Origin of the sequence: Corynebacterium pilosum DSM 20521 = CIP 103422 (assembly GCF_000373805.1) — a bacterium.
GTDB classification, from domain to species: Bacteria; Actinomycetota; Actinomycetes; order Mycobacteriales; family Mycobacteriaceae; genus Corynebacterium; species Corynebacterium pilosum.
Genome location: NZ_KB892438.1, coordinates 88,816 through 114,557 on the forward strand (window position 1 = coordinate 88,816; position 25,742 = coordinate 114,557).

The following is a 25,742-nucleotide window of genomic DNA, read 5'->3' on the forward strand; positions in this document are numbered from 1 at the left end:
GATCGGGAGTTAAATGTCTAATTGCGAGTAGCAGTCTCTTATTAGCGGCTCCAGAAAATTTGGACCATCGTGGTCGTAGTGATCGACCGGACCTTTCCATCGACAGCACGTTTCTCCATGAACGCGCGAATCTCTGGTTCTCGCTGTTCACGTTGTTTGCGATCCAGGCCAAGTCGGCCTGAATAGAACTCCACGGCAACATCGACCGTTTGATCGTTGACCCAATCGGCATCTTCGTATTCAAGTTCCGGCTTGTAACCACGCAATAGCAATTCATTAAGCGCGAGGAGAATTGATCCGTGGCTCGGCCTGCTGTTCTGGATACCGAGAGCGTCCTGGAGCTCGTCGACAAGCGAATCACGCATGTTGGTCGGCGAGCTCATCGCGTAGTGTGATTTTGACGCTGCCAGCAGTTTCTCTAATGCGTTGCTCGAGCTAATTGCAGGAGTGTTGCGTGCAAAAACTAGGTCAAACTTATTACGCCACCCGCGTTCATCCAGATCAACCTCGTGCCAATTTTCGCACATTAGCTCTACGTTGGATATCCCGTGCTGCTCGAGCATTGCCCTACCGGCGGCGATCATTTTTTCTGATAAATCAGTGCCGACGGCATTTTTGACCAAAGGCGCACAGGCCATACTGTATGCACCTGCTCCACATCCGACATCAAGTATCTCCGTCTCCTCATGCAACCATCCACGCTGCTGCAGCCGCGTCAGAAAAGCATTAGAGGAAATATCTGGGACAGTATTGTAATTTGAGCGCGTGGACTGGGAATCCCACATCGCTGCATTGATGGGCGCAGGTTCAGCCCATTTTTCTTGAATTTCTTCGAGAGTAAACACGCAAATACCTTTCTAAAGCGTGACGACAACAGTGCGGTTCTTATGTTCGATTACATCAGCGGTGATCCCATACACCGCTTGCAAATTTTCCGGTGTGACAGTTTCAATACCACCGTGGGCATACACACTCCCCTCTTTGAGGAAAACGAATGAGTCGCAGAACCTGGCAGCCAGATTCAGATCATGCATTACCGCTACAGCGGCGATCTGGTCTTCATCAACGACCTCTCGGACAGCGCGCATGACTTCGTGCTGATTGTGCGGGTCTAGGTTGTTCGTCGGCTCGTCGAGAAGCAAAATATTGGCGTCTTGCGCTAATGCCCGAGCCAAAATGACCTTCTGGAATTCACCACCCGAAAGCTCGTCGACATAACGCAAGGCAAGGTCTTTAATTCCGATTCGCGCTATTGCTTTCTCGACAAGCTGATAATCTTTCTCCGATGGAGAAAAATTAATGTGCGGTCGCCTCCCCAGCAGCACAGCGTCAAACACGGTCAAACGCCCCGCGTGGCTATGTTGTGCAACGAAGGCGATATTTCGCGCGAGATCCATCCTGGACAGGTCTGCGACATCGCGGGAAGCCTTACCGGTTGTCAAAACGACCTTTCCCCCTGTAGGACGCAAAATCCGGTTGAGACAAAACATAAAGGTGGATTTGCCCACACCATTGTTACCTAGTATTGCCATAAAAGAACCAGAAGATACGCTTGCGCTAACTTTGTGCAGAATCTGGCGCCCGCTTTTGAAGGAAAAATCTATATCCGTTGCGGTAATCATCGGCGATTAACTCCCCTAAATAACAAGTACAGGAACATCGGCCCTCCAAGAAACGATGTGATTGCCCCAATTGGCAAAATGATGGGCGCCATCAGCATCCGCGCGGTCAAATCAGACAGCAGGAGCAGCAAACTACCGGCAACGCCTGCAGCTGGGATCAGATAACGATGATCAGAGCCGATGAAGCGCCGCATGATATGTGGCGCGATTAGGCCGATAAAGCTGATGATCCCCACAAACGACACCACCACAGATGTGACAAGGGTTCCCATGACCATGGTTCCGAGGCGCACCTGATTCGCGTTGACGCCAAGACCGATTGCCGTGGTCTCTCCGCTTTCCATCGCGTTGTAGTTCCAGCGGTTATAAAGGAAATAAATAGCTGCTGCAAGCACAACGATGAAGACGAGTAGAATTTCACGATACGAGGCGCGCCCTAGGTCACCGAACGTCCAAAACACTACCGCGGCAATTTGAACATCGTCGGCAAAATACTGCACCAAGGTGGTCCCTGCCGAAAAGATAGAAGATAAAGCGACGCCTGCAAGCACCATGGATTCCGGTGTAATCTGGCGAAATTTTGACAACCCGAGAATGACAATCGTCGACAGCATCGCCCCGCTAAAGGCACAGATCGTCACAATATATGGGTTATCGATCTGTACGGGACTCGCAGCTGAGACACCGGCAGTAGTGCCCGCTCCAAAAACGACGATGCCAATCGATGCGCCGAAGCTAGCTCCCTGCGCAACGCCCAATGTAGACGGCGAGGCCAATGGATTTCGCAATACACTTTGAAAAGCTGCGCCAGCAATAGCTAGGCCAAATCCTCCTGCTATTGCGACTAAAACCCGGGGTAGACGCAAGCGGGTGACAATATTTTGAGCCTGTTCATTGCCTCCGCCGAAGAGCGCCCCGATTGACTCGGGGATGGTCATCGTTGCAGATCCCATTCCAACAGATAGGAGCGCTGCTACTAGCAAGATGAGGATTGCGATGACAATAACTAGCCATTTCTTTCCTACATATCCCTTGTAGCGAGAGGTCGCATCATCTCTTTCGCTCTTGGCAAGCTTGTGGGCTCTGGCTGAAGTCCCCGGCGCAAGTTTCGGCGTGTCGTTTACGGCTCCCACTACTGAACATCCTCACCCAAGGTTAGTTCTTGAAACCAGAGCCCCTCTTGTTTGAGCAGATCTGCGTATTCCATGCCAAGGTAAGCCCTAAAGACCTCGTCAACAATCTGTTTCATCTCCACATCCGCAAAACGCTCGGGATAGACCACTTTGCCAACGTAATATGTGTTCGCGACAGCCATCTCATGGTTTAGTGCGTGCCAAATGAACGACGGTTGAGAATACACCCGCCCCTCTTTCACGGCAGTCAGGCTGTCGAAAAATTCTGGGTTGTTTGCGTAGTCCTCGTTGACAAGATCCATGTTCGCTGGGTTGAGGAAGATGAAGTCTGGGTCCCACTCAGGAACTTTCTCAAGGTCCGCTTGGAACGGCCCATCCTGACCTGTTTCGTCGACAACATTAATCACTTTTACCGTGTCGAACGGCATATAGTGTGCCCTGGTACCTGCAAACCCGTGCGCGCCTCGGAAGCTTACGGCACCTGTATATGCGGTCTTAACTTCATCTTCGGAAAGATCCGCCACCCGTCCGGTCAGGTCTTTTTCCCATTCTTGGATTTTGTCAACAAGAGCTTGGGACTGCTCCTCGGTGCCGAGAAGCTCGCCAAGCAAGAGAATCATTTCCGCATTAACTTCAGAAAATGCGGAGTAGTCAGGGGCCGGGTCTGACACTGCGATAACTGGAACACCGGTCCGGTCTTGGATCTGATCGAGCATAGCGGGATCTGACCAGGTGGTCACCATAAGGTCAGGGTCTACCTCGATGAGAGATTCTTCGTAAGTTGTCTGTGCAGGGCCGCCCGGTCCGGTGACAGGAAGGTCTTCAAATATCTCTCGCCCCGCGTACTTATATGGTGCGCCCACATCAGGGCCTTGGTCCGTTTCGGTCACTGCCACGATTTTGTCCAGTCCACCAGCGTAAATAACATTCCGCGCCGCACTACCTTGCGTGGCCACCGTTTCCACTCGAGCGGGAACCTCAACTTCACGCCCTAATGAATCTGTCACGGTCCGGAGTGCATCATTACTGGATGATGCGGTCGATTCCATAGAAACTTCGACGCCCGACGCGCTATTTCCTACCGCGCCAGACGGTTCCTCCGAGGTCGAACACGCGCTAGTCAAAATTACAGCAGCTGCTGCACACAGGGCTGCGATCCTCTTCCTTCCCATCACAATCAGCTCCATTGCGTTGAAAGCACATTATCTATCATTCAANTACTCAATTGAATCCTTTATATTTAATGATGGGCGATTGGGCTTGGAAAGTCAAACAAAAGAGCCCGCTGTTCAGATGACTGAACAGCGGGCTTTTTGGTCGCTAAAGAGTTTTAGCGGAACTTCGGGTTCTTGGTGTCCTCGCCCAGCTGGTGGACGTGGATCATGTTGGTGGTGCCGGCAACCCCAGGAGGGGTACCAGCGATGACCACCATGGTGTCACCCTCGTTGTAGTCCTCGAAGTCGAGCAGTTCTTCGTCGACAACCTTGATCATGTCGTCGGTGCCGGTGACTTCGCGGCACAGGAATGTCTCGGTGCCCCACGTCAGCGCGAGCTGGGAGCGGACTTCCTGGCGTGGCGTGAAGACCAGCAATGGCAGCTTCGAGTGCAGGCGTGCCACGCGGCGTGCGGTGTCACCAGAGGTGGTGAACGCAACCATGGCCTTCGCGTTGAGGCGCTCGGCGATGTCACGTGCAGAGTAAGAGATCACACCACGCTTGGTGCGTGGGATGTGCACCAGCGGTGGCACATGACCGGTGTTCTCTGCAACGCGGACGATACGCGACATGGTGCGCACAACGTTGTGCGGGTCCACGCCGACGGAGGTCTCGCCGGAGAGCATGACTGCGTCTGCGCCGTCGAGGACGGCGTTGGCAACGTCGGATGCTTCCGCGCGGGTTGGGCGCGAGTTATCGATCATCGAATCGAGCATTTGCGTTGCGACGATCACTGGCTTCGCATTTTCACGTGCGATCTGGATCGCGCGCTTCTGCACCAGTGGAACCTGCTCCAGGGCGATCTCCACACCGAGGTCGCCACGAGCAACCATGATGGCATCGAATGCCAAAATGATGGACTCGAGTGCGTCGACAGCTTCGGGCTTCTCCAACTTCGCGATCACGGGAACGCGACGGCCAACCTCGTCCATCACCTCGTGGACAAGGTCCACATCCGATGGGGAGCGCACGAAGGACAAAGCGATAAAGTCCACACCCAGTTCGAGTGCAAACTTCAGGTCCTTAATGTCCTTTTCCGACAGGGCCGGCACGGAAATGTCCATGCCTGGTAGGGACACGCCCTTGTTGTTCGAGACGGGGCCGCCCTCTGTGACGCGGCAGACCACGTCATTGCCATCGACCTCGGTACAGATCAGGCCGACCTTGCCATCGTCGACAAGCAAGCGGTCGCCCGGCTTGGCGTCACGGGCGAGATTCTTGTAGGTCGTCGACACGCGGTCGTGCGTGCCTTCGATGTCGTCCACAGTGATGCGGACGGTTTCGCCGGTCGCCCATACCGTTGCGCCTTCCTTGAAGCGGCCGAGGCGAATCTTCGGGCCCTGCAGGTCGGCGAGGATACCGACAGCTTTCCCGGTTTCGTCGGTAGCTTCGCGCACCCACCTGTAATTTTGTTCGTGATCAGCGTGATCACCGTGAGAGAAGTTCATGCGGGCGACATTCATGCCATCACGGACAAGTCCGACGATGGCCTCCTTGTTCGCTACCGCTGGTCCAAGAGTACATACGATCTTTGTTCGTCTATCCACAGTTACCAACCTACTCCCTTTAATACGACTTTTCAGTGGTACGTGCTGAAAAGGACTTCACAGTAACCCAGGCTACCTGCTGCTCTTTTCCTTCGCTTGGCGCGGATCGACCTCCTCGGGAGCCTCCTGACCACGTGGAAGCCTGAAGAAAATGATCAAAGCGACGATAAATGCGATAGCCGATACCCACGTATTCACGCGCAGGCCGAGGATCATGTTGGCGGTATCGTCGCGCATCAGTTCGATCCAGAAGCGGCCAAGGGTGTAGCCCGCCACGTAGAGAGCGAAGACGCGTCCGTGGCCAAGGCGCCACTTCCGCTCGGCCCACAGCAGGAAGAAGAAGACGAGGAGATTCCAGACCAGTTCGTAGAGGAACGTCGGGTGCACGCTGGCGATGATTTCTCCGGTGGAGCGGCCGGAAATCGGGGCGAAGTTGCCGGCCTCGTCGACACGGTAGTAAATGTCCAGGGCCCACGGGACATCTGTGGGGCGGCCGTAGAGTTCCTGGTTAAACCAGTTACCCAGCCGGCCGATGGCTTGGGCCAGAATGATGCCGGGCGCCACCGCGTCGGCGAAGGGGCCGAGCGGCAGCTTTTTGAAGCGAAAGAGGATCCACACGGCCACGCCGCCAAGCGCTACCGCGCCCCAAATGCCGAGGCCGCCGCCGGCGATGTTGAAGGCCTCCCACGGGTTTTTGCCGGGTCCGAAATACTTATCGTAATCGGTGATGACGTGGTAGAGGCGGCCGCCGATAATACCCGCTGGTACTGCCACGATTGCGGCATCCCACACAACGTCGGCGTCCCCGCCCTTCGCGCGGTAGCGGCGCAGCGTGAGCCACAACGCGACCAGGATTCCGGTGACGATACACAGCGCGTACGCGCGGATTGGGATGGGCCCGAGCTCCCAGACTCCCTGCGGAGGCGATGGGATATTAGCCAAAATCGTAGTTTGCACGTTACATAGTGTGCCCGATTCTGGCTAAGAACGCGAGGGGCACGACGGGTGCTGCCCCGCGGCGGCAAGGCGCATCGTCGCAACGCGTATATCGTCCTGGCTCATAACCGATTCGGCGGCCAGGACAGCATCGGCCCCCTGGGAGGCTGCGTCGAGGACGTCGCGCGCGTTGCGGACGCCGCCGAGGCTGATCCGGAGGACCTCTCCGGGGATGCCCGGTTCGATCTGGGCGAAGGAGTCGCGGTTGAGGTCATTGGTGTCAAAGGTCCAGGAATTGACGGCGATCACGCTGGCGCGAGCCTGGAGCGCGCGGTCAGCCTCCTCCGGGGTACGCACCTCGGCCATAGCGACCATGCCTAGCGACTCGATTCGATCCAACAAGGACTCCAGCCGGTGCTGGTCCATCAATCCGACTTGTAGCGGGATCATGTCGGCGCCATAGCAACGTGCCTCATGGATTTGGTAAGGATCCAGGATCACATCGCGGCAGACCATCGGCAGGGACACTGCCTCGCGGGCGGCGACCATATCGGACAGAGAGCCGTCGAAGCGCAGTCGCTCCGTTTGGCAAGCAATAAGATGAGCCCCACCGGCTTCAATATCTCGAGCCACATCCTCGACGGATGCTACGAGGCCGGTGGGGCCAAACACTGGGGAGGTTCGTTTAATCTCGACGATCACACCACAACCAGGTTTCAATAAGGCTGCGCGGACATCCCGCGTGGGGGCCATATCGCGCGATCGCGCCTTGATTTCTTGGAAGGGCAGGCGGGCTTCCCGCTGGGCGACATCGGCCAGCACCCCGCTGACGATGCGTTGCACGCTGTCTAAGGTGCGCACTGCGCTCACCTCCCAACCTCGATAATGAAGCTTCATGTTCAAGGCTAGTTGGTGATAGTTCAGTGGAAGAAATCACGTCGCTTGCTGTTTACTTAGCGGGGGTAATCGGAGGGTCAGCCGTTGCGATCGGTGGGGTCTATATCTGCATCAAGAGCGTCCCACATGACGCGGCCGGAATCGGGTGTGGATTCAAGATCCTCCTCAATCTTCTCGCGCCGCATCGTCGCCTTCTCATACTTATTTCGCTTCGGGGAATCCCCGCCTGGTTTCACCGCCAGGGCAACACCAGCCACAATCGCCAGCAGCGCGCCAATCACTGTCACCACTGGGCCGAGGGCCTGCACGGAAACGTCGGTGATCTCGGCCCACTCGGCAATAGAGACCGGCGCATTCGACCGCTGGCTCGCCGCGCCAGATGTCAGCAACATCTTCGCCCGCTGCGCATCCGGGTTTCCGGCCAGCACCGCCACCGGAGAGATCAGAGCGCCCAACGCCGCCAACGCACCGATCGCGCCGACGATGCGCCGGCCCCAGCGGCGGAGGGCGAACGCTGCGATCATGCCCGCCAGCAGCACCAGGATCACGGCGGTTAATTCGGTCGACCACGTCGCCCCCGACAAGGCGACTGAGCCCGAGCCGGACTTGTCGTCAAGGTAGGCAACATCCATCCACGTCATGCGCGAGCCCACCCACATGATGACAGCGCCCACACCCATCCCAAGGGGTCCAAGGCGGGACCACCCCTTCGACGGGGCCTGCGTAGCAGTGGTCACAAAAGTTCCTTTCGGTTAGAGCAACTGGTCGGCATCGAAACAGGTGCGATCACCAGTGTGGCAGGCGCCGCCGACCTGCTTGACAGTCACCAACAGCGTATCGCCGTCACAATCAAGGTGCACACCGGTCACCTCCTGGGTATGGCCGCTGGTCAGGCCTTTAATCCAGTACTCTTTGCGGGAACGCGAGTAGTAGGTGCCTCGTCGTGAAGCAAGCGTATAGGCCAAGGCGTGGGTATCCATCCAGGCCATCATCAGCACCTCGCCGGTCTCATCGGCTTGGACGATGGCGGGGATCAGCCCTGCGTCGTTCAGTTTCAGGCGCTGGGCGATGGCGGGGTCAAGAGTGTAGTCTGCCGGGTGCTCGCTCACTTGCGGACCTCATAGCCGGCTGCGTCCAGTGCGTCCTTGACCTCGCCGATGGACACCTCACCGAAGTGGAAGATCGACGCCGCGAGCACCGCGTTCGCGCCCGCCTCCACGGCCGGCGGGAAGTGCTCCGCCTTGCCAGCGCCACCAGAGGCAATCACGGGAATGGTCACGGCTTCGCGGACCTTGGTCAGCAGCTCAATGTCGAAGCCGTCCTTGGTGCCGTCGCCATCCATCGAGTTCAGCAGGATCTCGCCCACGCCCAGCTCCTGGCCGCGACGCGCCCATTCCACTGCATCGATACCGGCGGACTTCGTGCCGCCATGCGTGGTCACCTCAAAACCGGAAGGCTGCGCCTGGCCGCCCTCAGGCACGCGGCGTGCGTCGACGGACAAGACGATGCACTGCGAACCAAACTCGTCTGCCATCTCGCGCAGAATCTCCGGCTTCGCAATCGCCGCGGTGTTCACCGACACCTTGTCCGCGCCTGCGCGCAGCAGCTCCTTCACATCCTCAACGGTGCGCACTCCCCCGCCCACGGTCAGCGGAATGAACACCTCGTCAGCGGTGCGGCGTACCACGTCAAGCATGGTGCCGCGCCCGTCCTTTGAGGCGGTCACGTCGAGAAAAGTCAGCTCGTCGGCGCCCTCCTCGCCGTAGCGGCGCGCAAGCTCCACCGGGTCACCTGCGTCGCGCAGGTTTTCAAAATTAACGCCCTTGACCACGCGGCCGTTGTCCACGTCCAGGCAAGGGATAACACGAATAGCTACAGACATTGTTCGTCTTTCTACAGTTTCAGAATTGTCATGATGGTGTCCATCACAGTTGCATGAGCGTCGCGCGTGCCGACGATCGCCCCTGGGGACGTCGGGCTCCACGGCCGGCCCAGGCCATCGGTCACCACGGCACCGGCGTTGCGGGCCAGCAGCACGCCGGCGGTGTTGTCCCACATATTTGGGGAGAAGCTCATCGCCGCCTTGAACGTGCCGGAGGCCACCAGCGCAAGGTCCACGCCGACAGAGCCTGTGATGCGGGGACGCAAATGAGTGTCGGTGAGCCAGCCCATCAGTTTAAGGCGGAATTCGATGGGGAATTTGTCGGAATCCGGTGATCCCACCGAGCCTAAACCGATGAGCCCGCCGGAGGAATCGTCGACAAGCTCCGGAAGCTCTTTCCCGTTCAGGTAGACCGGCTCGTCGTCACGCGTGGACAGGTGCTTATCGAAAAGCGGCATCGCGGTCACGGCAATGCGTGGCTCGTTCTTGATCACTAGCGAGACCAGGATGGAGCAGTTCGGGTTGCCGGTGGCGTAGTTCGTGGTGCCGTCGATCGGGTCGATGATCCAGCACGCCTCTGGGTTGAACTTGCCGCCCTGCTCCTCGCCGAAGACCGGGATGGAGGATTCTTTGGCGAGCTCCTCGCGGATGAACCGCTCAATCGCCAAGTCCATCTCCGTGGCGAAATCGCCATCTTTTTTGTACAGGGAAGGTGCCGCGCCCACGCCTTTGACAAACATGCCGCTAGCGTGGCTGACGATGTCATTGGCCACGGTGAGAAGGGCGCGGGTATCAACCATGCTGTACACCTTACTTATTTATTGTGCTACCGCTGCTAGAGCGTCGCGCAGCGTGAAGCGTTTTTCGTAGAGCGCCTTGCCGATGATGACAGAATCGATCCCCTCGTCCTGGTATTTGGCCACCTCCACAACGTCCTCCAGCGTGGCGATGCCACCGGACGCGGTGATCAGCGCATCAGTCGCGGCCGACACCTCACGCAGCAGCTCGATATTGGGGCCCGCGAGGGTTCCGTCCTTCGACACGTCGGTGACCACGAAGCGGGTGCAGCCGGCGGCGTCGAAACGCTCCAGCACTTCCCACAGGTCGCCGCCGTCGGACGTCCAGCCGTTGCCCTTCGTGCGCCACTGGCCTTCCTCATTGCGCACAGCGATATCGATGGCCACCTGCTCCGGGTAGCGCTTGAGCACGCCCTCCATCCACTCCGGATTCTGCAAGGCTGCAGTACCAATGTTCACGCGCTTCGCGCCGGTGGCCAGTGCACGCTCCAGCGATTCATCATCGCGGATGCCGCCGGTCAGCTCCACGTTGATGTCCAGCTTTCCGGTGATCTCCGCCATCAGGTCATGGTTCGAACCGCGGCCGAATGCGGCATCGAGGTCCACGAAGTGCAGCCACTCCGCGCCCTGCGCCTGCCACTCAAGGGCAGCGTCGAGGGGTTCGCCGTATGTCTTTTCGGTTCCTGCCTCGCCCTGGTCGAGGCGGACAGCTTTCCCGTCGACCACATCGACGGCTGGAAGCAAGGTAAATGTCATGGCACTTACCTTAACCCACGCTACGCAGCCAATTCTCCAAAAGGTGCACGCCGGCTTCCCCAGACTTCTCCGGGTGGAACTGCGTGGCCCACAATGGTCCATTCTCTACAGCCGCGACGAACGTGGCCTGCTCGTGATTGGTCCAGCTCACCTTGGGCGGTGCGATGAACTCGTCGACACGCAATTCCCAGCTCTGCACACCGTAGGAATGGACGAAGTAGAAACGCTGATCAGCGCCTAGGCCTGCAAACATGTCACTGCCCGCAGCCTGGCTCACGGTGTTCCAGCCCATGTGCGGCAAGATCTGCGCATCGAGCTTATCGACGACACCTGGCCACTCCCCCGTGCCGGCGGTCTCCACACCGTGTTCCACGCCCTTGTCGAAAAGCACCTGGAAACCGACGCAGATGCCGAATACTGGGCGCGAACCGGCCAAACGCTGGCCGATGATGCGGCCGCCCTGGACCGAGTTCAAGCCCTTCATGCAGGCGCCGAATGCGCCGACGCCCGGAACGACCAAGGCGTCGGCCTCGATGGCGATGATGGGATCGTGCGTGATCGCAACGTCTGCCCCCACGTGTTCAAGGGCGCGCTGCACGCTGCGCAGATTGCCGGCACCATAATCGAGGACTGCGATCTTCTTCGTCATGGTCACCGATTCTACTTCCGACGACGCACCGTCTTCAGACGGGTAGCGATGTTGTTGTGCGGCACCACGCGATGCTTACCCAACATGCGGTCGATCGTCGTCATGACGATGCCCAGCGCGATAATCGCGGCGCCCGCAGCGAAAGCGCCCGGGTAGCCCGAAGCCGCAACGACCATGCCAAGCACCGTCGAACCGAAGCCCGTACCGCCATCGAAGAAGATATTCCACGCCGCCGAAGCATTCGACACCTGGGAACGCGGCAGGCGGTGGAACATGCTCAGCAGCGACTCATTCTGCACCGCGCCAAAAGCGCCACCATACAAAATGGCCGCCAGAACGAGCCACCACACCGACGCCCCGGTCAGCATGACGACGACGATAATCACCATGCCGAGGAAACCGGCCAACTGCGCGGGGATCATGGTAATGCCTGGTTCACCGCGCTTGTCGGCGATGATGCCCACGCCATAGCGCACGATCATCGACGCCGCGCCGACCACCGACAGAATGATGCCGCCCAAGACCACCCCGGCCTCGGTATCCATCTCCCGCATCGCCGAAGGCAAGAAGGAGGTGATCACGCCATAACTCATCGACAGCGTGGTCAACGCCAACGCTGGCACCGCCACCAGTTTCCACATCGGTGTGTGGACCTGCGACGTGTCAGTGCTGCGCGGCTCAACTGGGTCTGCCTTCAGCGACGGGATCCGCAGGGCCATCACACCCGCAATCAGCGCGATGACCGCGCCGACTACGTAGACGGTGTTGTATCCGAACTGCGGGGCGATAGCCAGGCCCACCGGAAGGAACAGCATCTGTGCCACACCGACGAAAACGCCCAGCAACCCGGTACCTTTACCTAAGAAGCGCGCAGGAATCAGCTCCGCGACCAGCGCAGACTCGGCCACGGTGATCGCGCCGAAGCCAACACCACGCATGGCGCAGAACAGCAGCACTGCCCAAGGCTCCATGCTGATGATGTGACCCAAGGCCGGAACTCCAAGCAATAAGGCAGAAGTGACCATGACGGGGCGGTAACCGATGGAGCGCAGCATCGCAGGAGTAAACACCTGCGTGATTACGGTGGCCAGCATAAAAATGCCGGTGGTGAGTCCGGCTAGCGTGGCGCTGCCACCGTAGTCGAGGACGGCCACCGGCAGCACCGGGAGCAGCAGGGCCCAAGCGCCGAATGCGGCAGCTACCGCAATCATCGTCGGAAGGAACCCCGGCGCCTTCCAAATGCTATCGAGCTGTTCGATCTCGTCCCGGCTCATGCGCTCCTGTGCCACTGCTCCCCTTCCGCTGTGCCTATAAGTGCTTTAAGGTCTAGTCAACCGAGCAAGGATAACAGATAACACGGGCTAGTGTCCTAGATCGGCATCGCGGTGAACAAACTGCCCAACGCTATCAACAGAGCAACGGCGGCAAAGACCACCATGAACAGCGTGGCCTTCTTTGATCCGTTCTGATAGGCGGACCAAGCGCCGCCCACGAGGATGCCCGCGATGATAAACAGGATCCAGATGAACAGGGACCCGCCGATCCCAGGCGATGAGCCTTGTGCGAGCACCATCATCTACAGCGCGCCCTTGGTCGATGGCACACCCTCGACGCGCGGATCCATCTCGGTTGCCTGGCGCAGTGCGCGCGCCACGGCCTTGTACTCCGCCTCGGTGATGTGGTGCGGGTCGCGGCCATACTGCACATTGACGTGCAGGGTGATACGTGAGTTGTACGCCAGGGTTTCGAAAAAGTGGCGGTTGATCACGGTGGCGTAGTGGCCGCCGATGATCTGCCAGTCCATATTTTCGGGCTCGCCGTTCATCACGAAGTAGGGCCGCCCGGAAATGTCGAGCACAGCGCTGACCAATGTTTCATCCATCGGCAAGTCCATGGAACCGAAGCGGCGGATCCCCTTCTTATCGCCAACGGCATTTAACAGCGCCCAGCCCAGGGTGATGGCTGTGTCTTCGACGGTGTGGTGGGCGTCGATATGCGTGTCGCCCTTGGCGTGTACCTTCAGGTCGAAGGAGCCGTGGGTGCCAAATGCGGTGAGCATGTGGTCAAAAAATGGCAGGCCCGTGTCAATATCGCACGTGCCTGTGCCGTCGAGGTTGATTTCGACGGTGATATCAGACTCACTGGTGGTTCGTGTGGCGGTGCCGATGCGCTCGCTCATAGTTACAGCCCTTTCTTTTTCACAATCTTAGCTGCCTGCAGGAACATGTCATTTTCGGTATCCAGGCCGATGGTGACCCGCAGGTGGCCAGGTACCCCGACATCGCGGATGAGGACGTCCTCGTCCAAGAATGCCTGCCAGGCTTCGGCGGCATCAGCGAAATTACCGAAGAAGAGGAAATTGGATTCGCTGGGCACAACCTCGTACCCCAGCTCGATCAACGCGGCTAGGACGCGCTCGCGTTCCTTCGATAGCTTATCGACGGTGGCCAGCGTGTCCTCTGAGTGGCGCAATGCCACGGTCGCCGCTGCCTGCGACAGCACTGACAGGTGGTACGGGAGGCGCACCAGCATGACCGCCTCGATGAACGCGGGGGCTGCGACGAAATAGCCCAAACGCCCACCTGCGAAATCGAAGGCCTTGCTCATCGTGCGCGAGACCACCAGCTTGGTGGGGTACTTCTCCAGCAGGGTTGTAGCAGAAGGAGACGGAGAAAACTCAGCGTAGGCTTCGTCGATAATCACGATGCCAGGCGCCACCTCCAAGATCTTTTCGATGTCCTCCAGGCTGGTCACATCACCAGTCGGGTTGTTCGGGGTAGTGATGAAGATGACACTTGGTGCGTGCTGCTCAATCGCCTGCAGTGCCGCGTCCATGTCGATGCGGAAGTCCGCTCCTCGATCGACTCCGATGAACTCCGTCTGAGTACCTGCGGACAAGATGGGGTGCATGGAGTAGCTCGGAACAAACCCCATCGCCTTGCGTCCCGGCCCGCCGAATGCCTGCAATAGCTGCTGCAGCACTTCGTTGGAACCGTTGGCGGCCCACACGTTGTCCTTGGCCACGGCCACGCCGGTCTGCTTGGTCACGTAGTCTGCCAGCGTGGCGCGCAGCTCCACCGCGTCGCGCTCTGGGTAGCGGTTCAGGGTGGATGCCAGCTTGGACACTTCGGCGACAAGATCGTCGATCAGCGCCTGCGAGGGCGAGTAGGGGTTCTCATTCGTGTTGAGCTGAACGGGGACCTGAAGTTGTGGCGCACCGTAGGCAGACTTGCCGCGTAGTTCGCCACGAAGCGGTAATTGGTCCAGGGTGATATCCATTAGTTCTCCTCGAATCGTGCGCGAATGGCCTCGCCGTGGGCGGGCAGCTGTTCGTCGTCGGCAAGCGCGATGATGTGGCGGCCGATCTCCTTGAGCGCGACGCGATCGTACTCAATCAGGTTCACCGGGCGCAGGAAGGTGTGGGTGGACAGCCCCGCGGAGAAGCGTGCGGTGCCGGATGTGGGCAGCACGTGGTTGGAGCCTGCGGCATAATCGCCCAAAGGTACAGGCGAGTACGGGCCGACGAAGATTGCGCCGGCATGCTGGATGCGCTCGGCGACCTCACGCGCGTCGCGGGTGTGGATCTCCAGGTGCTCTGCGGCATAAGCATCCGCCACTGCGATGGCTGCTTCCAGATCGTCGACAAGCACGATGCCGGACTGCGCACCCGTCAGCGCCTCGCGGACGCGCTCCGCGTTAAGGGTCACGGTATAGCGCGCCTCAATCTCGTGGTTGACGGTATCGGCCAGCTCTTCGGAGTCAGTAATCAGCACGCTGGCAGCCATCACGTCGTGCTCGGCCTGGCTGATCAGGTCATAGGCGAGGTAGACGGGGTCGGCGGAATCGTCGGCAAGCACCGCGATCTCCGAAGGACCAGCCTCTGCATCAATTCCGACCACGCCATTGACCAGGCGCTTAGCGGCAGTGACGAAGATGTTGCCCGGTCCTGTGATCATGTCCACGGGATCCAGCTCATGCTCATCGTCGCCGTAAGCCATCAAGGCTACGGCCTGCGCACCGCCGACAGCCCAGATCTCCTCGACGCCCAACAACTTGCAGGCAGCCAGGATGGTCGGGTGCGGCCACCCGCCGTGCGCCTCCTGCGGCGGGGTGCACACCACCATGGTTTCGGCACCTGCCTCCTGCGCAGGGATCACGTTCATCAATACGCTCGACGGGTACACCGCCTCCCCACCCGGGACGTACAGGCCGACGCGCGTGATGGGAATGAACTTCTCCGTCACGGTCGCGCCATGACCCAGCTCCGTGGTGTGCGGCGCAGGCTTCTGGTCCGCGTGCACTTTGCGGATGCGGGAGATGGCCTCTTCCAGGGCCTCGCGTACCTCTTCGGAGATAGTGTTCAGGGCATCGTCGATAAGCGAACGTGGCACGCGCACAGACTCAGGCGTGATGCCGTCGAACTGCTGCCCGTATTCCAGCGCCTTGGCTGCGCCGTGTTCGCGCACGTCCTCCACGATGGGGGTAACAGTGCTCAGCACCGCGTTGACATCGGTGCCACCGCGCGGCAGAACGCGCCTCAACTCAGAGATGGTTGGGGTGTGTCCGCGCAGGTCTGTGACTTTCAGCATGGAGGGCTCCTTGGGTAAAACCAGTGTTAAACACCACCATTGTATTCACAGCGCTCACCAGCGCCGCGGACAGGGCCATTACACTGACACATATGGCACGACACAGGAAACCAGACAAGATCGGGCAGGCACAGGCCAGCGCGGTCGATCTACCCCGTGTCGAACATGCCTTGCAGGGCTTAGGGTACGGCTTCGCGACGGAATTCGACCGCATCGTGATCGGTGCCTATGACTACATCGCCACGGTATGGATCGACTACTCCGCGCCCCACGCCCTTGTCATCGACAGCGAGGGCCGCGTCCCTCTCGATTTGGACTACGCCAGCCAGCTGGCCGAAGCCCTGGACAGGTGGAACCAGGAGCGCATCGGCCCCACGGTGTCCTACCGCCTGACCGCTGCCGGAAATATTTCGGTCCGCGCCCGCACCGCCACGTGGATCAAGCATGGGCTTTCCGACGATCAACTGCTCACCTTCCTCGCCTCATCGATGAACGCGCTGGGCACTTTTGCACATGAGTTTCGCGAGGAGCTTGAGCTTGACGACGACGCGCTGACCGTGCCGGAGACCCTGGTGACCGAGCAGGATTACGCGGCGCTGCACGGCCGGCATCCCCATTCCCGCCATCTTCCCGCGGACGAGGAGATTGGCGTGTATGCCGTGCCGGATGAGGCCGTCATCGCTGAGCATGAACCGATCGACGAGTTTGTGGGTGAACATATCACTGAGCCGCTGACACAACTGGAGTTTAGCTATACGGAGGGTGAGGACGGGATTGTGTCCACGGCCGTCAACGGTGTGGGGTTTGCCCTCTGTGTCGATGGGGGCGCATTCTTCCGCGTCACCGGCGGGTGGATCACGGAGTTTGATCCGCAATCTGATTTTCTGGACCTGTGGCTGGCCTGCAATGAGCACAATGAGTCCGCGGTGGGCACCACCGCATATACCCGCATGGAGGAAGGCGTGATGCTGCTCCACCTGGAGGCCGCCGTCAATATCACCGACGGCATGGCATTAGATCAGCGCAGCCATTTTGTGATTTCCGCGCTGGTCAGCATCCTGGGCGCGATGGATAGCCTGAGCAAGCAGACTCAGGGCACCACTATTGTGCAGTGGCCACACTGACATCCGGCAAGGGTTCTTGGGCCCGGATCTGTTCGGGCAGTGTGATCACGGCGAAGATCCAATACGTCAGCACCGCCATTAGTGGTGCGGCCACCCACCCATGCAAGGGGTCGATAGGAGGCACTAACGTGACCGCCTCGAGCGTCTCGCCAGCGCCTTCATCCGGGAGGGGATGGAGCGCGTAGGTCACCCACTGCCCCACGACCAGTAACGTGAAGGAACCCGCAGCGGCGACGATGCCGAGCCAGAGCATTGTTTTCAGGCCGCGGACATGCCCCGCCGCTGCGTAAGCGACGCTGGCCACCAGCGAACCAATCGCCGCCGAGAACACCACAAACCACATGAATGAGGTGAACTCCACGTTGTCTACTGCGTTTGATGGGTCGGCGGTGAAGATCCCGTCGACGACCTCTCCGGTATAGCCGGGACGCAGGAACGCCCAGGCCACCCCGAGGACAATCCCAGAGATGATGCCAACGCACAAAAGCCCCGCAGCCGATCCAACCGTGTATCGGCGAGATAGCTGCGAGGTGGAGTGCCTAACGAAAGAGTCGTGCAACTAGTTGCACATCTTCCAGCGGCCGCCCTCATTCTGAAAAATCTGGGTGGCAGTATCGGTACCCTGCTGAGTCTGCACCTCGACGGTTGCCGAAGCCCGGTTACCGTCGATCTTTACATCACGGACGTCTCGGACATAGTTCTGGCTCGTGTCAACGCCAAGTTCGGCAAGAGAGACATCCTGGCCGCCGAGGTCGAAGACCTGCGCGCCACCATTTTCCTCGAGAACACGGGCGCAGGTGTTATTCACCAAGGCGTTCGTCATGCCCTGCACGGTGGTCTGGTTATAAATCTCGCTGAGGTTCGCCTTGATTTGCGCGGCATCTTCTGCCGTGCCGGATTGACCGGTCTGCAGTGGCTCAACCTGGACAGTAGGCAGTTGGCCCCCCTCGAGCGGGTTCTCACCAGCAGCGGGGCCACCAGCGCCTCGGGCGGCTGCGCGGCCCTGCGGGGCGGCCTGCTCGTCTGGGTTGGCCTCAGGATTCTCGGGCTCCTCGCGCTCCTCGCCCTCAGGCTTGTCCTTCTCCTCCTCTGGCTTATCCTTCTCGGAGGACTTCGAGGAGGTCGTGGTCGTCGTGGAGCTCGACGCCATCGCCTCTGTGCTTTCTTCAGACTCTTTCGAGCCGCAAGCGGTCAACGTCAGCGGGATCACCATCGCTACAGCAGCGAGGGTCTTTTTCGACGTGAAAGAAATCTTCAAAGTACTTCTCCTGATTGAGGGTTACCGGCGACGGCACGACAGGCATGCACGGCCGTCCAGATGGGTATAAATTTCATCCTGCCTCGTTTCGCCATGTTCGCGAAAGTGGACAACCACACAAAACCCTATCAAGTCAGTCCTGCTTGTTCTTGCAACTGTCCCGCATAGCTTCCTGTGAAAGAGCAGGAAAATTGATCGTCGAAAAGCGAACCTTGAATTCACGTCAGGAAAATCCATCTTTAGGACGATAACCTCGGAGAATAGAGAATTTCATACTCCCTTTACGCAATCTGCTCGTCTCACGCGGGGTGCCCAACAGGGATTCTGGGAAAATTCCACTACGATTAGTGCACATGACTGACATGACCGCAGAATCCCTGCAAGTATGGCCAGGCGACCAATACCCCCTAGGTTCCACCTATGACGGCGCTGGCACGAATTTCGCCATCTTTTCTAACGTGGCGGAAAAGGTTGAGCTCTGCCTGATTGACGAAGACACCAACGAAACCCGCGTGGAACTCACCGAAGTAGATAACCACGTGTGGCACGCGTACCTGCCCGGCGTCACCCCGGGCCAGCGCTATGGCTACCGCGTACACGGCCCCTGGGATCCGCACAACGGCAAGCGCTGCGATCCGAACAAGCTGCTCGTCGACCCTTACGCACGGGCCTTCGACGGTGAATTTAGCGTGCACCCTTCCCTGTTCTCTTATGACATCAACGCCGAGCCAGCAGGCTCCGGGCGCAATGAGGAAGATTCCCTGGGGCACACCATGCTGTCGGTCGTGGTCAACCCCTTCTTCGACTGGGGCGACGACCGCGCGCCAAAGATCCCGCCAAATGAGACGGTAATTTATGAAACCCACGTCAAGGGAATGACGGCCACCCACCCCGACGTGCCAGAAAACTTGCGTGGCACCTACGCGGGCATGGCTCACCCGGCCGTGATCGAATACCTGAAGGACTTGGGAGTCACGTCGGTAGAGCTGATGCCGGTCCACCAGTTCCTGCAGGACGACCGCCTGCGCGAACTTGGGCTGCGCAACTACTGGGGCTACAACACCTTCGGTTTCTTCGCCCCACAGCAAGACTATGCCTCCGGCTCAGACCCAGCAGACGCCGTCACTGAGTTCAAGGGGATGGTCCGCGCCTACCACGAGGCCGGCATGGAAGTGATCCTCGACGTGGTCTACAACCACACCGCCGAGGGCAACCACTTGGGCCCCACCATCGCTTTCCGAGGCATTGACAATGAGGCGTACTACCGCCTGGTTGAAGGCGACAAGTTCCACTACATGGACTACACCGGTACCGGTAACTCGCTGAACGTGCGCGACCCGCACTCGCTGCAGCTGATCATGGACTCACTGCGCTACTGGATTACCGAGATGCACGTCGACGGCTTCCGCTTCGACTTGGCCTCTACTTTGGCGCGCGAGTTCTCGGACGTGGACCGCCTGGCCACCTTCTTTGACCTGTGCCAGCAGGACCCAGTGGTCTCCCAGACCAAGCTGATCGCCGAGCCATGGGATATTGGCCACGATGGCTACCAGGTGGGTAACTTCCCGCCCCTCTGGTACGAGTGGAACGGTAAGTACCGCGACACCATGCGTGATTTCTGGCGTGGCGAGCCTTCCACCCTGGGTGAGTTTGCCTCCCGCCTGACCGGGTCGTCGGACTTGTACCAGCACAATGGTCGCCGCCCGACGGCATCGATCAACTTCATCACCGCTCACGACGGCTTCACCTTGAATGACCTAGTGAGCTACAACGAGAAGCACAACTCGGCCAACGGTGAGGACAACCGCGACGGCGAATCCCACAACCGTTCCTGGAACCACGGTGAGGAAGGCCCCACTGAGGACCCGATCATCAATGATCTGCGCGACCGCCAGCGCCGTAACTTCCTGACCACACTGTTGCTGTCTCAGGGCACCCCGATGATTTCGCATGGCGACGAGATCGCCCGTACTCAGGGCGGTAACAACAACGTGTACTGCCAGGATAATGAGATCGCGTGGATGGACTGGGAGCTTCTTGAAGAAAACAGGGAGCTGCATGATTTCACCCGCCGTCTGCTCACGATCCGCCGCCACCACCCGGTATTCCGCCGTCACCGTTTCTTTGAGGGCGGCCCGCTGGGTATCGATGCCCAGGATCGTGACATCGCGTGGCTGACACCTGAAGCAACGCTGATGACCCAGGGTGATTGGGATTTCGCTTTTGGTAAGGCCTTGATGGTCTACCTCAACGGCGACAAGATCTCTGAGCCTGATTCCCGCGGACGTCAGATCGAGGATGACTCCTTCATCATGATGTTCAACGCGCACTATGAGGCCATCGAGTTCACGATTCCTTCGAAGAACTTCGGTACCGAATGGCAGCTACTCATCGACACCACTGAACTGACCGGCTACCCGCTGGAGCAGTCCATCGTGTCCACGGGCGATACCGTCACGGTCGAGCCGCGCTCCACCCTGGTGCTGAAGCAGGTCAGTGGCCCTGAGTTCGACGAGGAGACCCCCGAGAACGACGCAGAGGAATCTGCGGGGAACACTGCGGGTGCTGAGCGTGCCGAAAAGCGCAACGAGAAGGTCGCCGCGGAAGTAGAGGAAAATAAGAACGGCGACGAGTAGTCGGCGAATAGCGGCGTTGGCATCGCGGGTAGGATGAGCAAGAACACTCGTCCTACCCGCTTTCGCTTTAAAGGAGACAGCTCAGGTGATAGCAGCTCACGGCGCCACAATCACTGTCACGAACACCACCATCCGCATTTCGCCTACGGAATTAGCGGCATCGCTGCGTGGTTCTAGTGACGACGTCACGGTGGAGATCGCACAGCTTGGCCAGGTCGATGTCACACACGGTGACGCTTGGGACAACTCCACCGTCACGCTACCCACCGCGGGCGATCCCGTCACCGTGAGCTTCGCCCCAGGCTCCCAGGACACAGTCGAGGAATTCCTCGCGCGTATCGACGACGCCCGGCGCGGCGAGGCCCCGGAGGACAGCGAAGCTCAGGCCGGTGTCACAGGGCTTGATTTCGTGGGTTTTGATGTGGAGACCGCCAATGGTCAGTGGGGCTCCATCTGCCAGATTGGGGCGGCGAAAGTTATTGACGGTGTTGTGACTGAGACCGCGTCTTGGCTGTGCACCCCGCCTGCGGGTATTGATGAGTTCGACACTTTCAACGTGAATATTCATGGCATCACTAGCGAGGATGTGGCGGGCCAGCCCACTTTTGCGGAGCGTGTCGACGAGTTCACGGCCTTTGTTGGCGATCTTCCCCTTGTCGCGCATAACGCGCAGTTCGATATGACTGCCCTGCGTGAGGCGTGCCAGGCGGCAGGTGTGGAGGTTCCCCAGGCAATGTTTGGGTGTTCTTTGGCGGCGTCGCGTGCATCGTCGTTAAGCGTGGACAACCACAAGCTACCAACGCTCGCGGAGCATCTTGGGGTGGAGCTAACTGCGCACCATGATGCGGAAGCTGATGCGGTGGCGTGCGCCGAGGTCATGGTGGAGTTGGCGCGGCGGGCTGATCACACTGGATCGCTAATGGACTATGTGCATGGCACGGGTTTTACGCTCGGTGTGTTGGAGCCGTCGCGGGTGATTCCTACGCTGCGTGACCGTTCGGGGGCGTCGCGCGCTTTGCAGGCGCAGTGTGTGGAGAAGAATGAGTCGCCGGCACCGGAGGTCTCGGGTGCGGGGACGGATCAGCCGGCGGGCGCGGAGAAGCAGACGCGTCGTGGGCCTGCGCCCTGGCAGTCGGTGGCAACCCCTGACACGATCCCCGAACCCAATGAGGACGCTGACCCGAGCAACGAGCTCTTCGGTGAGAACGTTACCCTGACCGGCGAATTTGAGCCTTTCGACAAGGGCACTCTGTGGGCTGGTATCGCCGAGTGCGGTGCTCAAGTGGGCAAGAACGTGACGAAGAAGACGACGATCTTGGTCACCGGTGAATGGGCCACCATGACATCGAAGGAAAAGCGCGCACGCGAGCTGATTGAGAAGGGCCAAGAGTTGGCGATTTGGCCGGCCGACAAGCTGCTCCAGGTGCTGGGGCTGGACGAAGAACCCCCGTTTTAAAACTTTTTGCGTGTTCGAGGGAACCGTTTCGGTATTTGAGCAGTCTAAAGGGTAATCACATCTGCTCCTTCCGAAAGGGTTCCCTCCATGTCTGCCGCGCTTGCACACGCCTCGATCGGGTCGCTTGGAATGAAGGCGGTCCACGCTTCTGAATGCCTTCAGGCACCGTGGGGTGTGTCGTCGATAAGCGACGACATTGCCCACGTCCCGCTCTCGCGTGACTTCCGCGCCGTGCTTTACGACGATGCCGGCCGCGGACTGACCTACCACGACCTGGGTCGGATGGGGCTGAGTGTTCATGCGGCGTGGGATCTGGCCGCCCGCGAGCTGCTGGCAAAGCATAGCTCCAGTGAAGGCGTGGAATTTTTGGTGCGCGACGCGCCTTGTGTGCTCTCTGGGGTGCAGGGGTGGGACATCGCCAATGCGCGGCAGTGGATGGCCCACCCTTCCACCTTTACGGTGCTGCACCGCCACCTCACAACCTTGGTGGGTCCGAAGGCTGAACTTAGCTACGCGGTGCGTCCCGATGATGAGGTCGCGGTCTATAGCTGTGCGCCGGGCCTTCTTCGCGCCGGGTTGAGCGCGAGAGGCGAGGCAGCGGACGTGGTTGCTTACTCATTGGGCTTTCCTGTAGTGCGGTAAGCCACAACCGGGTGTGACGAAAAATCATTAGTGTGGAGGCTAAAGATTCTACAAACGAAGGAGTTGTCTCGTGCGTCGTCCGATCACGTCCACCTACCGCCTGCAGCTGCGCGGCCCCAAGGCCGATCCGGGGGGACGCGCTTTCGGCTTCGCTGAGGCCGAAGCACAAATCCCCTACCTGAAGAAGCTGGGGGTCTCGCACCTCTACCTCTCCCCCATCCTTACCGCAGTACCGGAATCTAACCACAACTACGACGTCACCGACCCCACCACCGTCAACCCGGAGCTGGGCGGGGTCGAAGGGCTACGCTCACTGGCGCAAGCGGCACACGCCGAAGGCATGGGGCTGATCGTCGATATCGTGCCCAACCACTTAGGCGTAGACGACCCCACCTTGAACGCCTGGTGGTGGGACGTGCTCAAGCACGGCAAAGACTCCAACTATGATCCCTACTTCGATATTGACTGGCACGAAGACAACGGCGCCGACGGCAAGCTAGGCATGCCGATCCTGGGACAGGAAGGCGACGAAGACAAACTAGAAATCCACTACCACTCCGAACTCAACGAGCTGGTGCTGGCCTATTACGATAACTACTTCCCCATCGCCCCAGGCACCTGCGATGGCCCCGAAGACAATCCCCAAGAGGTCTATGAGAAGCAGTCCTACCGCCTGATGTACTGGCGCGACGGCGTCATCTCCTACCGCCGGTTCTTCTCCGTCAACGGGCTTGCCGGCATCCGCCAAGAAGACCCCTTGGTCTTCGAACACTCCCACCGCGTCCTGCGCGAACTGATCGCCGAAGACTTGATCGACGGTGTGCGCGTCGACCACCCCGACGGCCTATCCGATCCTTTCGGCTACCTCAACCGCCTGCGCGACGTTGTCGGCGATGACCGCTGGCTAGTCATCGAGAAAATCCTGGGTGTCGACGAGCCCCTCGACCCCCGCCTGGCTGTCGACGGCACCACCGGCTACGACGCCCTGCGCGAGTTTGACGGCGTGTTCATCTCCCGCGAAGCCGAAAACCACATGAGCATGCTCGCGCTACAACAAAGCGGCTCCACCTGGGATGAAAGTGCTATCGAAGCGACAGAGCACCATCTCAAGCGCGATGTCGCACGCACCGAACTCGCCGCCGAGGTCCGCCGCCTCGCGCGCGCCATCCGCCGCGACAACTTCTCCACCGCCGGTGCCCTTGTATCGGAAGATGACCTGATCTCCACCATCGAAGAATTGGTGGCGGCCATGCCGGTCTACCGCGCCGACTACGTCTCCCTCTCACGCATCACCGCCTCTGTTGTGGCCGACATGTCGCGCCGGTTCCCCTCTCGTCGTGACGCACTCGACCTGATCTCCGCCGCCCTCCTAGCCAACGGCGAAGCCAAAGTCCGCTTCGCCCAAGTCTGTGGTGCCGTCATGGCCAAGGGCGTAGAGGACACCACCTTCTACCGCGCATCGCGCTTGGTCGCCCTGCAGGAAGTCGGCGGCGCGCCGGGCCGTTTCGGTGTATCCGCCGCTGAATTCCACTTGCTGCAGCAGGAACGCCAGAACCTGTGGCCGTTGGCGATGACCACTTTGTCTACCCACGATGCCAAGCGCAGTGAGGATGTGCGCGCCCGCATCATTGAGTTGACGGAGTACCACAGCGAATTTGCGGAACTGGTCACCCAGGTCAACGCTGTGGTGCCGGCACCGGACCCTGCGACGGCGCACTTTTTGATCCAGAATATTTTGGGCGTCTGGCCCGAAGACGGGGAGATTACGGATTCGCTGCGCACACGCCTGCGCGATTATGCGCTGAAGGCTGTGCGCGAGGCGAGCTTGCACACCACGTGGGTGGATCAAAACGAGTCGTATGAGAACGCGATCCTGACCTGGGTGGAGGCACTGCTCGACGGCCCGGCCACCACCCAAATTACGGAGTTTATGCAGGATATCCACCGTGGCGCGGTCCAGATCTCTTTGGGCCGGAAGATGCTGCAGATGGCGGGCCCTGGCATTCCTGATACCTACCAGGGCCAGGAGTTCTTCGACTATTCGCTGGTGGATCCAGATAACCGTCGCTTTGTCGACTACACGGCACGCAGCCAGAGCCTGGACGTGCTGGAGGACCCAGAATCAGACCACCTAGAGGAGATCGCCGCCCAGGCCCGCGCCGAACAGCGCGAGGCCGGAGAGAACCCCACCCCCTACCCGCACTTGGCACGGTGGTCCGACCGAGCTAAGCAGGCCGTGGTGCATCAGGGCATGCTGCTGCGCCGCCAGTTCCCAGAGGTTTTCCTGCGCGGTGAACACCAGGCTGTCTTCGGTGTCGGCCCTGCGGAATCACACCTGGTGGGCACGGCACGTGGCGACGGCGACACCCCTGGTGCTGCTGGGATCTCCGTGATCGCGTTGGCGGTGCGTCGCCCACTGTTGCTCCAGCAAGATGGTGGTTGGCGCGGCACGACCGTCACACTCCCAGAAGGTCAGTGGCGTGACCGCCTCACCGGCCGCACGTTTGCGGGCACGGTTCCGGTCTCCGAGATTCTGGAGCTGCTGCCCACAGCGCTGCTGGTCTCTGCACGGTTGGAAGAGATGGCCTCCGGGAACTAGTAGCG

At 59.7% G+C, this 25,742-nt stretch carries 25 protein-coding genes; 5 read left to right on the forward strand and 20 right to left on the reverse strand.

Features of this window, described 5'->3' with window-relative positions; translation table 11 throughout:
* Positions 1-41 precede the first annotated feature (41 nt).
* The 18 genes from B097_RS0100400 to hisD form a co-directional block, all read right to left on the reverse strand.
* Complete coding sequence (locus B097_RS0100400) at positions 42-845, reverse strand: class I SAM-dependent methyltransferase (protein WP_018580553.1); 804 nt, start codon at positions 843-845, stop codon at positions 42-44.
* 12 nt (positions 846-857) lie between these two features.
* Complete coding sequence (locus B097_RS0100405) at positions 858-1,622, reverse strand: ABC transporter ATP-binding protein (protein ID WP_018580554.1); 765 nt, start codon at positions 1,620-1,622, stop codon at positions 858-860.
* Complete coding sequence (locus B097_RS0100410) at positions 1,619-2,755, reverse strand: FecCD family ABC transporter permease (RefSeq protein ID WP_018580555.1); 1,137 nt, start codon at positions 2,753-2,755, stop codon at positions 1,619-1,621. Before B097_RS0100410 ends, B097_RS0100405 begins: the two co-directional genes overlap by 4 nt.
* The gene (locus B097_RS0100415; protein ID WP_237559317.1) at positions 2,755-3,942 is read right to left on the reverse strand and encodes an ABC transporter substrate-binding protein; all 1,188 of its coding nucleotides are present in this window, start codon (positions 3,940-3,942) and stop codon (positions 2,755-2,757) included. Before B097_RS0100415 ends, B097_RS0100410 begins: the two co-directional genes overlap by 1 nt.
* 143 nt (positions 3,943-4,085) lie before the next feature.
* Positions 4,086-5,516: a pyruvate kinase gene (gene pyk, locus B097_RS0100420; protein ID WP_026254194.1), complete on the reverse strand. Its 1,431-nt coding sequence runs from the start codon at positions 5,514-5,516 to the stop codon at positions 4,086-4,088.
* A gap of 72 nt (positions 5,517-5,588) precedes the next feature.
* Entirely contained in the window at positions 5,589-6,473 is an 885-nt protein-coding gene (gene lgt / locus B097_RS0100425) for a prolipoprotein diacylglyceryl transferase (RefSeq protein ID WP_018580558.1), read from the reverse strand.
* A gap of 24 nt (positions 6,474-6,497) precedes the next feature.
* Positions 6,498-7,313, reverse strand: a complete 816-nt coding sequence (locus B097_RS0100430) for an indole-3-glycerol phosphate synthase TrpC (RefSeq protein ID WP_018580559.1) — start codon at positions 7,311-7,313, stop codon at positions 6,498-6,500.
* Between the two features lie 113 nt (positions 7,314-7,426).
* A complete protein-coding gene (locus tag B097_RS0100435; RefSeq protein WP_018580560.1) occupies positions 7,427-8,029 on the reverse strand; it encodes a TIGR02234 family membrane protein in 603 nt (200 codons plus the stop codon).
* Between the two features lie 72 nt (positions 8,030-8,101).
* Positions 8,102-8,458 (reverse strand): phosphoribosyl-AMP cyclohydrolase, encoded by a 357-nt coding sequence (hisI, locus tag B097_RS0100440; RefSeq protein WP_018580561.1) that lies wholly within the window; start codon positions 8,456-8,458, stop codon positions 8,102-8,104.
* Positions 8,455-9,231 carry an imidazole glycerol phosphate synthase subunit HisF gene (gene hisF / locus B097_RS0100445; RefSeq protein WP_018580562.1) on the reverse strand — a complete coding sequence of 259 codons (777 nt, stop codon included), beginning with the start codon at positions 9,229-9,231 and terminating at the stop codon, positions 8,455-8,457. Before hisF ends, hisI begins: the two co-directional genes overlap by 4 nt.
* An 11-nt stretch (positions 9,232-9,242) precedes the next feature.
* Entirely contained in the window at positions 9,243-10,031 is a 789-nt protein-coding gene (locus tag B097_RS0100450) for an inositol monophosphatase family protein (RefSeq protein WP_018580563.1), read from the reverse strand.
* An 18-nt stretch (positions 10,032-10,049) separates the two neighbouring features.
* The gene (gene priA, locus B097_RS0100455; RefSeq protein WP_018580564.1) at positions 10,050-10,784 is read right to left on the reverse strand and encodes a bifunctional 1-(5-phosphoribosyl)-5-((5-phosphoribosylamino)methylideneamino)imidazole-4-carboxamide isomerase/phosphoribosylanthranilate isomerase PriA; all 735 of its coding nucleotides are present in this window, start codon (positions 10,782-10,784) and stop codon (positions 10,050-10,052) included.
* Positions 10,785-10,794: 10 nt separating this feature from the next.
* The gene (hisH, locus tag B097_RS0100460; RefSeq protein WP_026254195.1) at positions 10,795-11,433 is read right to left on the reverse strand and encodes an imidazole glycerol phosphate synthase subunit HisH; all 639 of its coding nucleotides are present in this window, start codon (positions 11,431-11,433) and stop codon (positions 10,795-10,797) included.
* A gap of 11 nt (positions 11,434-11,444) precedes the next feature.
* A complete protein-coding gene (locus B097_RS0100465) occupies positions 11,445-12,722 on the reverse strand; it encodes an MFS transporter (RefSeq protein ID WP_018580566.1) in 1,278 nt (425 codons plus the stop codon).
* 80 nt (positions 12,723-12,802) lie between these two features.
* Positions 12,803-13,009: a hypothetical protein gene (locus B097_RS0100470; protein WP_018580567.1), complete on the reverse strand. Its 207-nt coding sequence runs from the start codon at positions 13,007-13,009 to the stop codon at positions 12,803-12,805.
* On the reverse strand, positions 13,010-13,612 hold the full coding sequence (gene hisB, locus B097_RS0100475; RefSeq protein WP_018580568.1) for an imidazoleglycerol-phosphate dehydratase HisB: 603 nt from the start codon (positions 13,610-13,612) through the stop codon (positions 13,010-13,012).
* Positions 13,613-13,614: 2 nt separating this feature from the next.
* Entirely contained in the window at positions 13,615-14,712 is a 1,098-nt protein-coding gene (locus tag B097_RS0100480; protein WP_018580569.1) for a histidinol-phosphate transaminase, read from the reverse strand.
* On the reverse strand, positions 14,712-16,022 hold the full coding sequence (gene hisD / locus B097_RS0100485) for a histidinol dehydrogenase (RefSeq protein WP_018580570.1): 1,311 nt from the start codon (positions 16,020-16,022) through the stop codon (positions 14,712-14,714). The genes B097_RS0100480 and hisD overlap by 1 nt, the downstream gene beginning before the upstream one ends.
* Before the next feature lie 92 nt (positions 16,023-16,114).
* On the opposite strand from hisD, the gene B097_RS0100490 reads away from it, so the two are divergent.
* Positions 16,115-17,146 carry a YbjN domain-containing protein gene (locus tag B097_RS0100490; RefSeq protein ID WP_115324658.1) on the forward strand — a complete coding sequence of 344 codons (1,032 nt, stop codon included), beginning with the start codon at positions 16,115-16,117 and terminating at the stop codon, positions 17,144-17,146.
* On the opposite strand, the gene B097_RS0100495 is transcribed toward B097_RS0100490, so the two are convergent.
* Together B097_RS0100495 and B097_RS0100500 are read right to left on the reverse strand one after the other, a co-directional pair.
* Positions 17,124-17,630: a hypothetical protein gene (locus tag B097_RS0100495; RefSeq protein ID WP_018580572.1), complete on the reverse strand. Its 507-nt coding sequence runs from the start codon at positions 17,628-17,630 to the stop codon at positions 17,124-17,126. The genes B097_RS0100490 and B097_RS0100495 overlap by 23 nt on opposite strands.
* Before the next feature lie 75 nt (positions 17,631-17,705).
* Positions 17,706-18,404, reverse strand: coding sequence for a hypothetical protein (locus B097_RS0100500; RefSeq protein WP_018580573.1), 699 nt, complete (start codon positions 18,402-18,404; stop codon positions 17,706-17,708).
* A gap of 353 nt (positions 18,405-18,757) precedes the next feature.
* Between B097_RS0100500 and glgX the strand changes: the two genes are divergently transcribed.
* From glgX to treY, 4 genes are all read left to right on the forward strand, one after another.
* Complete coding sequence (gene glgX, locus B097_RS12220; protein ID WP_018580574.1) at positions 18,758-21,040, forward strand: glycogen debranching protein GlgX; 2,283 nt, start codon at positions 18,758-18,760, stop codon at positions 21,038-21,040.
* 85 nt (positions 21,041-21,125) lie between these two features.
* Positions 21,126-22,496 (forward strand): 3'-5' exonuclease, encoded by a 1,371-nt coding sequence (locus B097_RS0100510; RefSeq protein WP_018580575.1) that lies wholly within the window; start codon positions 21,126-21,128, stop codon positions 22,494-22,496.
* 87 nt (positions 22,497-22,583) lie between these two features.
* Positions 22,584-23,138 (forward strand): hypothetical protein, encoded by a 555-nt coding sequence (locus B097_RS0100515; RefSeq protein WP_018580576.1) that lies wholly within the window; start codon positions 22,584-22,586, stop codon positions 23,136-23,138.
* Positions 23,139-23,208: 70 nt separating this feature from the next.
* Positions 23,209-25,737 (forward strand): malto-oligosyltrehalose synthase, encoded by a 2,529-nt coding sequence (gene treY, locus B097_RS0100520; protein WP_018580577.1) that lies wholly within the window; start codon positions 23,209-23,211, stop codon positions 25,735-25,737.
* The last annotated feature ends 5 nt before the right edge of the window (positions 25,738-25,742 follow it).

Coding starts and splice junctions, on each gene's coding strand:
- B097_RS0100480 (WP_018580569.1), bottom strand. CDS start 14,712: ATGGATATCACCCTGGACCAATTACCGCTTCGTGGCGAACTACGCGGC.
- B097_RS0100515 (WP_018580576.1), top strand. CDS start 22,584: ATGTCTGCCGCGCTTGCACACGCCTCGATCGGGTCGCTTGGAATGAAG.
- B097_RS0100405 (WP_018580554.1), bottom strand. CDS start 1,622: ATGATTACCGCAACGGATATAGATTTTTCCTTCAAAAGCGGGCGCCAG.
- hisD (WP_018580570.1), bottom strand. CDS start 16,022: ATGCTGAAAGTCACAGACCTGCGCGGACACACCCCAACCATCTCTGAG.
- B097_RS0100435 (WP_018580560.1), bottom strand. CDS start 8,029: ATGGGTGTGGGCGCTGTCATCATGTGGGTGGGCTCGCGCATGACGTGG.
- B097_RS0100415 (WP_237559317.1), bottom strand. CDS start 3,942: ATGGAGCTGATTGTGATGGGAAGGAAGAGGATCGCAGCCCTGTGTGCA.
- priA (WP_018580564.1), bottom strand. CDS start 10,784: ATGACATTTACCTTGCTTCCAGCCGTCGATGTGGTCGACGGGAAAGCT.
- B097_RS0100470 (WP_018580567.1), bottom strand. CDS start 13,009: ATGATGGTGCTCGCACAAGGCTCATCGCCTGGGATCGGCGGGTCCCTG.
- B097_RS0100490 (WP_115324658.1), top strand. CDS start 16,115: ATGGCACGACACAGGAAACCAGACAAGATCGGGCAGGCACAGGCCAGC.
- B097_RS0100450 (WP_018580563.1), bottom strand. CDS start 10,031: ATGGTTGATACCCGCGCCCTTCTCACCGTGGCCAATGACATCGTCAGC.
- hisB (WP_018580568.1), bottom strand. CDS start 13,612: ATGAGCGAGCGCATCGGCACCGCCACACGAACCACCAGTGAGTCTGAT.
- glgX (WP_018580574.1), top strand. CDS start 18,758: ATGACTGACATGACCGCAGAATCCCTGCAAGTATGGCCAGGCGACCAA.
- hisH (WP_026254195.1), bottom strand. CDS start 11,433: ATGACGAAGAAGATCGCAGTCCTCGATTATGGTGCCGGCAATCTGCGC.
- hisF (WP_018580562.1), bottom strand. CDS start 9,231: ATGTCTGTAGCTATTCGTGTTATCCCTTGCCTGGACGTGGACAACGGC.